Consider the following 13,201-nt stretch of genomic DNA (forward strand, 5'->3'; position numbering starts at 1 on the left):
GGCGGCTGGGCCGCATCGTGTCGGGTCGGGTCGGGTCAGACGGTGACGCCGTGCGCGGCGAGGTAGGCGACCGGGTCGATGTCGGAGCCGTAGTCCGGGGTGGTGCGGACCTCGAAGTGCAGGTGCGGCCCGGTGACGTTGCCGGTGGCGCCGGATATGCCGATCTCCTGGCCGGAGGCGACGGTCTGGCCGGCCGAGACGACCGGGTTGGTCAGGTGGCCGTACAGCGTGTACTTGCCGTCGGCGTGCCGGATGATCACGTCGTTGCCGTAGGAGCCGTCGGCGCCGGCGTGGACGACGGTGCCCGCGGCGACGGAGTGGACCGGGGTGCCGCTCCAGACCAGGAAGTCGACGCCGGTGTGGTAGCCGGAGGACCAGTTGGAGCCCTCGGCGTGGTAAGGCGTGCCGATGGCGGCGTCGCCGACCGGCTTGCTGTACCCGCTGGCGCTGACGGTCTTCTTGGCGGCGGCGGGCGCGGCCTTCTTGGCGGGGGCCGGGGCGGCCTTGGCCACGGCCGTGTTCAGCGTGAGGTGCTGGCCGGGGCGGATCAGGCTCGGGTTGGTGCCGATGACCTTCTTGTTGGCGTTGTAGAGGGCCTTCCAGCCGCCCTTGACGTGGTGGGCGGTGGCGATCTTCGCGAGGGTGTCGCCGCGTACCACGGTGTACTGGTGGGCCTTGGCGGAGGCGGCGGGGGCCTTGGCGGGCTCGGCGGCCGACGCGTGGGCGACGGAGACCAGCGGCAGGGCGAGGGCGGCGCCCCCGGTGCCGGCGGCGATGCACACCCGGGTGAGGCGGTTGAGCGAGCGGGGCTTGCGGTGCTGTCCCTTTGCGGGCATGGGGGAATTCCTCTCCTACGCCTGCGAGGTGAGCTGTCGGGTTCGGGCAGGAGATGCCCGGCCGCGCCTGCCGTGCCCGCGCTGTGCGGTGTGCGTGCGGCGGCGCGACTTCACCCCGAGCCGTCCGGTGTCCCCGGACGGCGGCTTACCTGGGTCCCCCGCTCCTGCGCTGAATGCTCGGCTGTTCCGATCACCGGGCGGCGGCAGGATTCGGCGTCCCGCCCGGCGGATTCGCGGGCGTCCGGCCCGCGGTAGGGCGAAGCTAGACGACGCCGGGAGCGGCGGGCAACCAAAGGCGGCATGCCCCACCATTCCGCCCGTACCGGTGGTTACTCCCCGCCGTCCGGGCATACCGGTGCGTGTGCGCGCCGGTCGCCGCGGGTCGAGGGGCGGGGTGCGCAGGGTGACAAACCGCCCGCGCCGGGAACAGCGGGTGTTCCGGGGAAACCGGACCGTGTTCCCCCGGTGACGCCGGTCACGCGGCGGTTCGCGGGTGATCCCGGTCACTGCGAAATGCCGGAATTGCCCAGGAATTTCGGATCGGTCACGTTTTGCGGCCGACGGCCCGTCAGGCCGCGTTTCAGTAGCTTCCGGGTGCCCCGCCGATACGTGCGTCCAGGGTCCTGCTGAGCCGGTAGCCGACCGGCCGGAAACCGACCGCGGGCCAGTGCCCGGCCGCCAGCGGGGACGCCGAGTGCCAGCGGGCCGACATGTAGCGGTGCCCGTTGTCGTACGCCCACGCCAGCGCGGTGGCCAGCAGCACCCGGCTGATGCCCTCGCCGCGCGCGGCGGGCTCCACGTACGCCTCGGCCAACTCCACGCACGACTCGGGTATCACCGGGTCGGGGGTGGCGGGGACGACCACCACCATGGCGATCTCCTCGCCCCTGCGGGACGCGATCCAGGCACCGCAGCGCGGGTCGGCGAGCGCGTCGGCGTAGTGCAGCCGCAGGGCGGCCAGCGGACCCTCGGGCTGCGGCTGGAACATCGCCGACTCGCGCTGCCGCCGGGAGGACTCCGCGGCCATCCGGCCGATCTGCGGCAGGTCGCCCGGTCCCGCGCGGCGGATGCCCAGGCCCTCGACGCCGCGCGGCTGGCGGCCCCTGGCCTTGACCGCCATCAGGCCGTGCACCACCTCGCGGCCGAAGCCGAGGTCGGCCCAGGGGGCGGTCGCGACGTCGCCGGCCGGCACCTGCACGTAGTGGACCAGCCGGCGGTCCGCGACCAGCCGCTCGGCGACCTTCGCGTACATCGAGCGCAGCACCTCGGTCTCCCGCCCGCCGGGCAGCGCGTGGCCGCCGTAGGGGACGAGCGCGGAGCGCGGGTGGGTGCGCAGCGCCGCCGGGTCGTCGGCGGCCAGAGTGACCGGCTGGGCGGCGAGGTAGCCGATCAGGTTGCCGTCGCCGTCCAGGGCGCGGCATGCTTCCAGGCCGGGCACGGCGTGCAGCCTGCCCACCAGTTCGTCGCCGCGCACCGGTCCGTCGGCCAGCCAGGAGCGCTGGGACGGGGGGCGCCGGGCACGGGAGAACCAGCGGTCGTAACGCTGCACGGCCAGGGGTATGTGCTCGGCCGTCAGCGGCGCGGTGGCGACAGTCATGGTGTTCGAGGACGCTAGCGGGGCGCATACCCCCACGGCAAGGCGGGTGGTACGCCGGCGGCCGCGGCCCGCCTCAGCCGCTCCAGGCCGGGTGCCGCGGGTCGTCGGCGCGTACCAGGACATCGGCGCTCTCTTCCGGCAGCGCCTCGCTCGCATAGCGCCGGTAGGCGGGCAGCGTCCACTGCTGGTCCGGCTCCGTACGCCGCCGCAGCGCGCCCTCCGACAGCCGCAGATGCACCGTCAGGTCCAGCGGCAGGCCCTGGCCGAGCAGCAGCGGGCCGTCCAGCACCAGGACGCCGCCCGGCGGCAGCGCCACGTACTCCGCACGGGTGGAGCGGTCCGTGCCCGGGTCGCGCAGCGAGGGCAGGGCACGCCCGCTGCCGCCGGGGCCGAGCGGGTCGAGCACCTCGCGGCGCAGGGCGCCGGTGTCCAGCCACAGCTGGTAGTACGCGTCGACGTCCTCGTGCCCGTATTCCAGCCGCTGCGAGGCGGGCCGCCAGAAGGACTGCGCCCGCACCCGCAGCACCGGGTGGCCCAGCGCAGGCAGCGCCGCGGCCACGGCGTCCGCCAGGTCCGCGGTGCCGGCGGCGGGGGCGCCGTCCACCGCGACCCGCCACCACGGCCCCGCGGGCGGCGCCTTCGCCGCGATCCGGTCGGCGAGGGCCTCCGCGAGCCGGGGCCAGGTGATCGGGGTGAGCTGCACACGGCCATCCTGCCGGACCGCCGGGCGGGCGCTCCGCCGGGTACGAGGCGGCCGTGCGTCCACTCATATGGGGGAAATTCTCTACAAATCACCCGTTTGCCAGCGCGCGGGAATCATGACTTTTTGTGACCCTGGAAGAACTCATGGTGACCGTCCCCATCACCCAGGAGAAAGCCCATGATCCTGTCCATCTCCGGCGTCGTCCTGCTCGGCGTCATCGTCTTCCTGTTCTTCCGCAAGGACGGGCTGAAGGTGTCCCACGGCATCGTCAGCGCGCTGTTCGGCTTCTACCTCGCGAGCACCGCCATCGCCCCCAGCATCACCGCGGGCGGCGCGAGCCTGGCCAGCCTGCTGGGCGGGATCAAGATCTAGCCGGCGTAACGGCAGACGGCACGACGTATGCGTATGCCACCCGCAGACCCGGGAGCGGTCGCCCCGCTCCCGGGTCGCTTTCGGTCCCACACCCTCCCCCGCTGCACCGCCGCGCGTCCCCCGCGGCCCCCGCACCCGAACCACCCCATGGAGCAACCGTGGCCAGGCGTCCCCTTCCCAGCATCCTGAGCAGCCGACCGGCGCTCGTCCGCGGTCGCGACCTGGCGCGCAGCGCCGCCGACGGCGCCTCCGACGTCCTCCACCCCGTCATCACCATCGCCCGCGGCATGCGCCGGCAGGCCGCCTGGACCACCAGCTGGTGGGGCCGCACCCCCAAGGACCGGCGCGGCCCCGCACTCCTGCTGGCCGCCGCCGGTCTTGTCGTCGTGGTGATGATGCCGTACGGGCCGCTGCTCGCCGTCGCCGCGCTGCTGGCCTCCGCGGCCTGGATGGGCCGCGACCGCACCCCCGCCGCCCCCGCGGGACCCGGCGAGGCGGAGACCGGGCGGCTCCAGTCACTGTACGAGGCGCTGGTCCCGTACCTGTCGGACCCGGCCGACCCCGCGCCCCTCTACGCCTACGACGGCAGCTGGGACAAGGCCTTCAGCTCCTACGACTTCGAGGACGGCCGGCTGGCCCGGCTGCACCTGCGCTACCCCGCCTACTTCACCGACGGCGAGGCCGAGTCCCGCGCCAGGGTCGAGCAGTTGCTGCACGCCAAGGCCGGGCGGGGCCGGGAGTACCGCTTCGACTGGAACGAGGAGGACAACCACCTCACCCTCACCGCGCTGCCACCGCTGCCCACCGACATCGTCGCCCAGCGCTTCGTCACCGCGCCCGGCGAGACGGTGCTCGGCTTCACCGACGCCGACGCCGTACCGCGGACGGTGCCGGTCGCCGGCAGCGGTGCGGAGACCCGCGACGCGCCGCCCGTCGTCTGGCGCACCGGCGCCCGCTCCACCGAGCCGCACCTGCTGGCACTCGGCCAGCCGGGCACCGGCACGACCAGCCTGCTGCGGTCCATCGCACTGCAGTCGCTCGTGCACGGCGACGTCGTCATCGTGGACGGCAGCGGCACCGGCGAATACGCGTGCCTGACCGGGCGGCCGGGGGTGCTCGCCGTCGAGGACGGGCTGCTCGGCGCCGCCGCCACGCTCGAATGGGCCGCGCACGAGACCGAGCGGCGGCTCGTCGCCGTCAACCGCGCCCGGCAGGAAGGCCGGCCCCTCGACGAGGACGCGCGGCGCCCGCTGTGGATCCTGGTGGACCGGCCCACCGCGCTCAGCCAGCTGGCGCTGGCCGAAGGGCGGCCCGACCCGCAGCTGCTGCTCGACGTGCCGCTGCGGCACGGGCGGGCCGCGAACGTGGCCGTGGCCGTCGCCGACCAGCTCGACGCCACGGAAGCGCTGGCGCCGGTCGTCATCGCCCACACCCGGGCGCGGGTCGTGCTCGGGCGGCTCGCGCCCGAGCACGTCGAGGCGGTGCTGGGGGCGGCGCAGCGCACCACCCCGGCCGCGGAGGTGCCCCCGGGCCGGGGGTACGCCCGGCTCGGCACCGGGCCGGTGCTGCGGCTCCAGGTCCCGGCGACCCCCGACCCCTACGACGACGAGGCGACCTCCCCCCAGCGCGAGGCCGTCCTCGCCCTCCTCCCGGGCGCCACCCCGCCCCCCGCCCCGGCCCAGGACCCGGCCCCCGAGCCGGAACCGTCCACCTTGCGCAAGGAAGCGGTCATCCGCACGGTGGCCGACTTGACCTGAGCCCAACCGGCCTCCCCTTCGAGGGTGGGCACCCTCTCCCCCAGAGGCCGCCGCCCCAAGGGGGCTGCACCGTCCCCGCCGGACCACCCCCCGGTGGTGGGCTGGTCGCGCAGTTCCCCGCGCCCCTGGCAGCTCGGCCCAGCCGCAAGGGCACCCCCGCCGGGGTGAGGCGGCACCGCAGCGGCCGGCGGCGCCCCCCAGGGGCGCGGGGAACTGCGCGACCAACCCACCACCCACGCGCGGGTCGGCACCGACCCGAAGAGGCAATTCCTTTCGAAGACGGACCACCCGCCGATGGGTGGTTGCGCGCGCAGTTCCCCGCGCCCCTAGGTGGGCGCCCTCCCGGGCAAAGGACCCCCTCGTCGGGGCTAGGCGACGAAGAGGCTGGAGGGGTCGGCGTCGGGGGCGGCGCCGGAGTGGATGAGGGCGGCGGCGGCCGCGAGGCGGGTGGCCGCCTCGGTGGCGGTGGGGCCGCTGACCGTGAAGGGGACCCGGACGTAGGACTCGAAGGCGCCGTCGACGCCGAAGCGGGGGCCTGAAGGAACGCGGACCCCGAGGCGTTCGCCGGCCACGGCGAGCCGCGAGCCGGAGACGTCCCCGGTGCGTACCCACATGGTCATGCCGCCGCGGGGCACCGCGAAGTCCCACCCGGGAGTGTGCTCGCGCAGCGCCGCCGCGAGGTCGTCCCGGCACTCGCGGGCTCGTGCGCGCCGCGCGGCGAGCGCCTGGTCCCAGCCGCCGCCCCGCAGCAGCCAGGCGACGGCGAGCTGGTCCACGACCGGCGAGCCCAGGTCGAGGTAGGCGCGCGCGGAGACCAGGCGCCGCACGACGTCGGGCGTGGACCTGACCCAGCCGATGCGCAGCCCGGCCCAGACGGCCTTGCTGGCGGAGCCGACGGTCATGACGGTCCCGCCGCGGTCGAACGCGGCCATCGGGCGCACGCCCGACTCGTCACCGTCGAGGGTGAGTTCCGCCATGGTCTCGTCGGCCACGACGACCGTGCCCGCGGCCCTGGCCGCCTCCACCAGCTCGCGCCGCTCCTCGTCGCCGACGAGCGTGCCGGTGGGGTTGTGGTAGTCGGGCATGACGTACACCATCCGGGGCGCCGCGTCCCGCAGGACGCGGCGCCATGCGCCCATGTCCCAGCCGCCCAGGCCTTCGCGCAGCGCGACGGCTACCAGCCGCGCCCCGGTCTCCCGGAAGAGTTCGAGGACGTTGGCGTAGCTGGGCGACTCGACGGCGACGCGTTCGCCGAAGCCCGCCACCCGCCGGGCGGCGGCCCCGATGGCGCCCATCGCCCCGGTGGTCACCATGATCTGCTCGGGCATGGTGGGCACGCCCCGCGCGGTGTAGCGGTCGGCGATGGCCTCGCGCAGCACGGGCAGGCCCGCGGGGAAGTCGCCGTGGGTGGCGGCGTAGGCGGGGAGTTCCGCGAGGGCGCCCTGCATGGCGTTGGTCAGCCACGGCTCGGGCGCGGGCAGTGCGGCGCAGCCGAGGTCGATGACGGTGCCGGCCGCGTCGGGCGGCAGGGGTTCGAGGCTGCGGGAGGGCAGCACATGGCCTTCGGGGATCGCGGTCCAGCTGCCGGCGCCGCGCCGGGAGCGGGCGAATCCCTCGGCCCGCAGCGCCTCGTAGGCGGCGGCCACGGTGGTCCTGCTGACGCCGAGCGCGAGCGCGAGTTCGCGTTCGGCGGGCAGCCGTGCGGCGACCTGGACGCGGCCTTCGAGCACCAGCAGCCTGACGCCGTCGGCGAGTCCGCGGTAGGCGGGCAGTTTGCGGCCGCCTGTGCTGGGCGCGGGTCCCGGCTGCAGCAGCCGGGCCAGATGTGCCGCGCTGACCGACGCAGTCCACTGCGACATGAATTCAGTCCACCTTCCGCGGATTGGCCATGGATTGCTTCCCCTTCCAGGCCACACAGTGGCATGCGCGTCCGTACGACCGCCAGGGGGGTTCCGTTGTCGCCGTTTCGTCCGTTTCCGTCCCGTCCGCCTCTTCTCCTGCGTGGCCCGCTGCCGGTGGGCCGTCTCGTACGGCTGTACGCCGGCCTGGTCCTCTACGGCGTGACCGACGCGCTGGTGATCCGCGCCGACCTCGGCCTGGACCCGTGGGATGTCTTCCACCAGGGCCTGTCGAAGCACACCGGGATCAGCATCGGCACCGTCTCCATTCTCGTCGGTGCGGTGGTACTGCTGCTGTGGTGGCCGATCCGGCAGCGTCCGGGCCTGGGCACGGTGTCCAACGTCGTCCTGGTGGGCGCCTCGATCGACGCGACCTGCGCGCTGGTCCCGCACGTGGAGGCGCTGGGCGCCCGTATCCCGCTGCTGCTGGCCGGGGTGCTCTTCAACGGGGTGGCGACCGGCCTGTACATCGCGGCCCGCTTCGGCCCCGGACCGCGGGACGGGCTGATGACGGGCCTGCACCGCAGGACGGGCCGCTCGCTGCGGCTGATCCGCACGGGCATCGAGCTGACCGTGCTGGCGGCCGGTTTCCTGCTCGGCGGCGGGGTCGGCGCGGGCACCGTCCTGTACGCGCTGGCGATCGGCCCGCTCGCCCAGTTCTTCCTCCGGGTTTTCGGCGGCCCGCAGGCGGGTAGCCGAATCCGGGCCGGGGCACCGGCGGGGGCAGGTCCGCGGGAGCACGCGGCGGTTGCGGACACGATTTAGCCTCGGGCGGTGCGGACCGGTAGTGTACGCGGTTGGCCCGGTAGCTTGACCGTTACTGCACGCAAAAGATATGACAACACCGGGTGACATCCCCCCTCAGATGTGACAAACCGGGCGCCGGTGGGTACAAACAGGGGCGACACGACGGGCGACGCATATCCCTCATCGGGAATCTTCACCGCCGACCGGACGTTGACCGGATGACGACGACAGCGACACCTGTCCTGTGGGCGACCAAGCCCGGGAGGCACGATTCATGAGTGAGCGAGCTCTCCGCGGCACGCGACTCGGGGCCACCAGCTACGAGACCGACCGCGGTATCGATCTGGCCCCGCGCCAGACCGTTGAGTACGCATGCCGGAACGGACATCGCTTTGAGATGCCGTTCTCGGTCGAGGCCGAGATTCCGCCGGAGTGGGAGTGCCGCGCCTGCGGCCAGACCGCACTTCTGGTGGACGGAGAAGGTCCCGAGGAGAAGACCACCAAGCCCGCGCGCACGCACTGGGACATGCTCATGGAGCGGCGCACGCTGGAGGAGCTGGAGGAGGTGCTGGCCGAACGGCTGGCCGTCCTGCGCTCCGGGGCGATGAACATCGCGGTGCATCCGCGTGACAACCGCAAGACCGCTTGAGACCCGCTCCCCGGGTGACGTCCGGGGGCGGCACCGACCATCCCGCCCGGCGCGGAACGCAGCGTTGCGTTTTCCGCCGGGCGGCTTTGTCGTGTCCGGACACCTTTCCCGTGCCCGGACACCCCCGCCAGCGCTGCGTCAGCGCTGCTCAGTTCTGCCGCGGACCCTCGCGGTCGACGACCTCACCCTGGATGACCTTGCCGTCGGGGCGGTGGATACGGCTCTGCTCACCGGCCTGCTGGGCCTGCTGGAAGAGGTCGCCCAGCGAACCGGGGTCGGCGGCACCCGGGTGGCGGCGCATCGAGCGGGCAGCGGCGCGCTCGGCCAGCGAGCCGACCAGCTTGCGGGTCGGCGGGAAGAGCAGCACCAGGCCCACGGCGTCGGAGATGAAGCCGGGGATGATCAGCAGCATCCCGCCCAGCATGTGCAGTCCCGTACGCCCGCCGCCGGCCGGCACCTCGGCCGGTGCCGCGGCACCGGCCTGCTGCTGCTGGACCGCGGCGGTCAGGTTGCGCCAGGCGCTGCGCCCGGCCCGCTTGACGGCGGCGGCGCCCAGGACGAAGCCGGCGACGATGCAGAGCAGCACCACCAGGCCGCTGGTGGCGGAGGCCACCACCGTCAGCAGCCAGATCTCCAGCACCGCCCAGGCCGCGATCACCAGCGGCACCACGGTCCTGGCGCGGGAGCGCCGCCGCGGCTGCTGCGCGGAGCGCGGGCGGACGGGGGGCGGGGTACTCGTCGTCATAGCTCAAGTGTGCCAAAGAGCGGGTAAAGGCCGGGTCGGCAGGGACCGCCCGCGGTGGACTCCCGCGGTGCCCTGCCGACACGATGTGCGACGTGACGGACGACCTGCGGGAAACAGAACACGTGCTGCTGCCGGCCTGGCGCCGGGTCACCCGCGGGGAGCCGCGCTGGGCCTCCACCGCCGCGGTGGTGGCCGTGGTGGTGATCCAGCTGGCGCTGCCCTCCCGGCTGGCGGTGCACCCGCGGTGGCTGATGCCGACCGTGGAGCTGGTGCTGCTGGTCGCGCTGATCGCGAGCAACCCGCACCGCATCGAGCGCGGCTCGCGTACGGTCCGGGCGCTGGAGATCGGCCTGGCCCTGGTGATCGGCGGCGCCAACGCCTATTCGGCGATCCGCCTGGTGGCCGGGCTGATCCGCGGTACCGAGACCGCGGCAGCGGGGACGCTGCTGCTGACCGGCGGTGCGATCTGGCTGACCAACGTGGTGATCTTCGCGCTGCTGTACTGGGAGCTGGACCGCGGCGGCCCGGCGGCCCGCTCCCAGGGCGAGCGGGACGTACCGGACTTCCTCTTCGTCCAGATGCAGTCGCCGGAGCTGGCCCCACCGCACTGGGAGCCGGCCTTCTTCGACTACTTCTACCTGTCCTTCACTAACTCCACGGCTTTCAGCCCGACCGACGTGATGCCGGTGACGCGCTGGGCGAAGGCCCTGATGCTCGCGCAGTCCGCGGTGTCCCTGCTGACCGTGGTGCTGGTGGTGGCGCGTGCGGTGAACATCCTGGGCTAGGGCCTGTCGTTTGGATCTCCGTGGAGAAGGAGCGGTGTTCGGTGCGTGCAGCTGCAAGGCGGAGGAGGGAGGCGACGCGGAGCGTCGTCGACCGACGACAACGCGGCAGATGTGCGTGCCGGGCGCCGCGACGCCGCGGAGATCCAAACGACAGGCCCTAGGGCCGCGGGGCCGCCGTGCGGGGCCTGGGACGGCCTAGGAGGGCGTCGGGCGGCCCGCCTCGGCGGTGATCGCGTCGTCGGCGCCGCCGTCCGCCTGGGGGCCGACGTGCGGGCGTACGTCCGCCTCCGGGTCGGCCTCGGCGTCGGCATTGGCATTGGCATCGGTGCCGTCGACCGCGCTCCTGGCGTCGGCAGCGGCGGACGGCTTTCCGCCGGTGATCTTGCCGACCCGGGAGCTGATGCCCCACGCGGTGACCCGCAGCAGGGCCTCGGCGACGATGTTGCGGCTCATCTTGCTGTCGCCGCGCTCGCGCTCCACGAAGGTGATCGGCACCTCGACCACGTGGAAGCCGGCCTTGACCGCACGCCAGGCCAGGTCCACCTGGAAGCAGTAGCCGGCGGAGGCGACGTCGTCCATGCCGAGGCCGAGCAGGGTCTCCTTGCGGAAGGCCCGGTAGCCGCCGGTGACGTCGCGGATGGTCACGCCGAGCATCAGCCGGGAGTACGTGCTGCCGCCGCGGGAGATGAACTCGCGGCTCCTGGGCCAGTTCACCACCCGGCCGCCGGGGATCCAGCGCGAGCCGAGCACCAGGTCGGCGCTCTTGAGCGCGGTCAGCAGCCGCGGCAGCTCCTCGGGCTGGTGGGAGCCGTCGGCGTCCATCTCGACCAGAACGTCGTAGCCGTTGTCGATGCCCCAGCGGAAGCCCGCCAGGTAGGCGGCGCCGAGCCCCTCCTTGCCCTTGCGGTGCAGCACGTGCACGCAGGTGTCGTCGGCGGCCAGGTCGTCGGCCAGCTTGCCGGTGCCGTCAGGGCTGTTGTCATCGGCGATCAGGACGTGGGCGTCCGCCACCGCGGCCCGCACCCGCCGCACGATCGGCACCACGTTCTCGGCCTCGTTGTAGGTCGGGATGATGACCAGGACCCTGCCGAGCGGCCCGAAGCTCCGCTGCTCGCCGTCGTTCACTGCTGTTCCTGTCCTTTCGTGGTGCGGGTACGGCCCCGCCTGTCGAGCGCGATGGCGACCGCACAGGACAGAAGCCCCACCATAGCGAGTGCCCACTCGGGTGCCGCACCGACGCGATCGGCGACCGTCTTGCCGTCGCGCAGCGGGATGTCGGCGTTCAGCACCTGCTGGGTGAACTCCTCGCTGCGCTGTTCGATCTTGCCATCGGGACCGACGATCGCACTGATCCCGCTGGTCGCGGCGGTGACGACGGCCCGCCCGTGCTCGATCGCGCGCAGCCGGGACATCGCGAGCTGCTGCTCGGGCTGCCCGGTTCTGCCGTAGGTGGCGTTGTTGGTCTGTACGACGATGGCCCGCGCCCCGGCGTTGACGGTGTCGCGCACGATGCCGTCGTAGGCGACCTCGAAGCAGATCACGTCGCCCAGCCGGGCCGGGCCGATCTGCAGCACACCGGTGGTCTTGCCGGGGTAGAAGTCCCGCGGGATCTCGTCCAGCCGGCTGATGACCTTGGTCAGCTCCTTGCGGAAGGGCACGTACTCGCCGAAGGGCACCGGGTGCTGCTTGGTGTAGTGCGCGCCCGGGCCCTTGACCGGGTCCCAGACGATGCCCTCGTTCTGCACGTGGTCGGCGTCCGGGCCGTCCACCAGGACGCCCACCAGCACCGGGACGCCGACCGCCTGCACCGCCTCGGTGATCTTGTCGTACGCGGCGGGGTTGGAGAACGGGTCGAGGTCGGAGGAGTTCTCCGGCCACAGCACCAGGTCGGGCTTGGGCACCCGGCCCGCCTTGATGTCGGCGGCGAGCTTGAGCGTGGCCTTGACGTGGTTGTCCAGGATCATCATCGGGCGGCCGAGGAAGTGCATGCCCGGCTGCTGGACGTTGCCCTGCACGACGGCGATCTTCACGTGGTCGGCGGCGTCCGTCGGCACCGGTACGAGCAGGCCCGCCAGCAGCACCGCCGCGGACAGCACCAGGGCGCCGGCCGCGGGCAGCACCGAGCCGGGGCTCCAGGCGCGGCTGCGGTACAGCCGCAGGCCGGTGAGCGCCGCCGCGGCCAGCAGCGTGCCGCTGAGCGCGACCGCGAAGGTCACCAGCGGGGCGCCGCCGAGCGCGGCCAGCGGGGTGAACGGGGAGCCGGCGTTGGCGAAGGCCAGCCGCCCCCACGGGAAGCCGCCGAAAGGCAGCCGGTCCCGGGTCAGCTCCTCGGTGACCCAAAGGCAGGCCGCCCACAGCGGCCACCAGGGCAGCCGCTGGCCCAGCACCAGGCAGGCGCCCAGCGCGGCCAGGAAGACCGCCTCGATGGCCGCGAGGCCCACCACGGCGTCCCAGCCGACGGTGTGCAGCCACTGCAGCAGCCAGACGAAGAAGGGGAAGCCGAAGGCGAAGCCGAGCCAGGCGCCCTGCCGCACCGTCCTGCCGCGGGTCAGCAGCGACAGCGCGGCGACCGCGACGAGCGACAGCGGCCACAGGTCGTAGGGCGGGAAGGCGGCGGCCAGGGCCAGGCCGCTCGCCGCGGCGACCGCGCTGCTGCGGGCCGACCTGCGGGCGAGCGCGACGAACCGCCGGCGGCGCGAGGCCCGCGGCGGCGCCTGCCCGTCGGGTCCGCCGGCCGGTTCGGCCGGCGGCTTTCCGTCCGCCGTCTCCGGCACGCCGGGGTCCGCCGGGGGCGCTTCGGGGGCGGCTTCGGGGCGCAGGCGCACGGTCGCGGCCTTCCTGCAGGTGGAGGGTGGTGAAGGCGACCGTACCTCGTGATGACGCAAGGGTGAGCCGCGGATGAGCAAAGCTTCCCATCTCCGGCCGCCCCACCCAAAGCCGCGGCCCTCCGCCGAGGCGCAAGTGGGAGTCCGTGCGGCCCCCCGGCGAGGTCAGGGAGGGTCCCCCGACGGAGTCAGGGTGGGGGTGCCCCCGACGGAGTCAGGGGGAGGGTGCCCCCGACGGAGTCAGGGTGGGGGTGCCCCCGACGGAGTCAGGGTGGGGGTGCCCCCGA

At 73.9% G+C, this 13,201-nt stretch carries 12 protein-coding genes and 1 riboswitch; of the genes, 5 read left to right on the plus strand and 7 right to left on the minus strand.

Annotated elements, in window-relative coordinates; translation table 11 throughout:
• Positions 1-35: 35 nt before the first annotated feature.
• The 3 genes from JT723_RS17650 to JT723_RS17660 form a co-directional block, all read right to left on the minus strand.
• Positions 36-836, minus strand: coding sequence for a M23 family metallopeptidase (locus tag JT723_RS17650; RefSeq protein ID WP_205045600.1), 801 nt, complete (start codon positions 834-836; stop codon positions 36-38).
• Positions 837-841: 5 nt separating this feature from the next.
• Positions 842-1,029, minus strand: a riboswitch (cyclic di-AMP (ydaO/yuaA leader).
• 387 nt (positions 1,030-1,416) lie between these two features.
• Positions 1,417-2,433 carry a GNAT family N-acetyltransferase gene (locus tag JT723_RS17655; RefSeq protein ID WP_205045601.1) on the minus strand — a complete coding sequence of 339 codons (1,017 nt, stop codon included), beginning with the start codon at positions 2,431-2,433 and terminating at the stop codon, positions 1,417-1,419.
• A 73-nt stretch (positions 2,434-2,506) separates the two neighbouring features.
• Positions 2,507-3,136, minus strand: coding sequence for a nucleoside/nucleotide kinase family protein (locus tag JT723_RS17660; protein ID WP_205045602.1), 630 nt, complete (start codon positions 3,134-3,136; stop codon positions 2,507-2,509).
• Positions 3,137-3,313: 177 nt separating this feature from the next.
• Between JT723_RS17660 and JT723_RS17665 the strand changes: the two genes are divergently transcribed.
• Positions 3,314-3,508: a hypothetical protein gene (locus tag JT723_RS17665; RefSeq protein ID WP_033172702.1), complete on the plus strand. Its 195-nt coding sequence runs from the start codon at positions 3,314-3,316 to the stop codon at positions 3,506-3,508.
• 158 nt (positions 3,509-3,666) lie between these two features.
• Complete coding sequence (locus tag JT723_RS17670) at positions 3,667-5,265, plus strand: hypothetical protein (protein ID WP_205045603.1); 1,599 nt, start codon at positions 3,667-3,669, stop codon at positions 5,263-5,265.
• A 368-nt stretch (positions 5,266-5,633) separates the two neighbouring features.
• On the opposite strand, the gene yczR is transcribed toward JT723_RS17670, so the two are convergent.
• Positions 5,634-7,124: a MocR-like transcription factor YczR gene (gene yczR / locus JT723_RS17675; protein ID WP_205045604.1), complete on the minus strand. Its 1,491-nt coding sequence runs from the start codon at positions 7,122-7,124 to the stop codon at positions 5,634-5,636.
• Positions 7,125-7,280: 156 nt separating this feature from the next.
• Between yczR and yczE the strand changes: the two genes are divergently transcribed.
• Both yczE and JT723_RS17685 read left to right on the plus strand, forming a co-directional pair.
• Complete coding sequence (gene yczE, locus JT723_RS17680; protein ID WP_251513626.1) at positions 7,281-7,928, plus strand: membrane protein YczE; 648 nt, start codon at positions 7,281-7,283, stop codon at positions 7,926-7,928.
• Between the two features lie 256 nt (positions 7,929-8,184).
• Positions 8,185-8,559 (plus strand): RNA polymerase-binding protein RbpA, encoded by a 375-nt coding sequence (locus JT723_RS17685; protein WP_031517570.1) that lies wholly within the window; start codon positions 8,185-8,187, stop codon positions 8,557-8,559.
• A 148-nt stretch (positions 8,560-8,707) separates the two neighbouring features.
• On the opposite strand, the gene fxsA is transcribed toward JT723_RS17685, so the two are convergent.
• Positions 8,708-9,304 (minus strand): FxsA family membrane protein, encoded by a 597-nt coding sequence (gene fxsA / locus JT723_RS17690; protein ID WP_205045605.1) that lies wholly within the window; start codon positions 9,302-9,304, stop codon positions 8,708-8,710.
• Positions 9,305-9,387: 83 nt separating this feature from the next.
• On the opposite strand from fxsA, the gene JT723_RS17695 reads away from it, so the two are divergent.
• Positions 9,388-10,089, plus strand: a complete 702-nt coding sequence (locus JT723_RS17695; protein WP_205045606.1) for a DUF1345 domain-containing protein — start codon at positions 9,388-9,390, stop codon at positions 10,087-10,089.
• A 195-nt stretch (positions 10,090-10,284) separates the two neighbouring features.
• Here the strand turns inward: JT723_RS17695 and JT723_RS17700 are convergent, their stop codons facing one another.
• Positions 10,285-11,214, minus strand: a complete 930-nt coding sequence (locus JT723_RS17700; RefSeq protein ID WP_205045607.1) for a polyprenol monophosphomannose synthase — start codon at positions 11,212-11,214, stop codon at positions 10,285-10,287.
• On the minus strand, positions 11,211-12,914 hold the full coding sequence (gene lnt, locus JT723_RS17705) for an apolipoprotein N-acyltransferase (RefSeq protein WP_205045608.1): 1,704 nt from the start codon (positions 12,912-12,914) through the stop codon (positions 11,211-11,213). Before lnt ends, JT723_RS17700 begins: the two co-directional genes overlap by 4 nt.
• Positions 12,915-13,201 lie beyond the last annotated feature (287 nt).

Source organism: Actinacidiphila bryophytorum (assembly GCF_016916835.1).
GTDB lineage: Bacteria > Actinomycetota > Actinomycetes > Streptomycetales > Streptomycetaceae > Actinacidiphila > Actinacidiphila bryophytorum.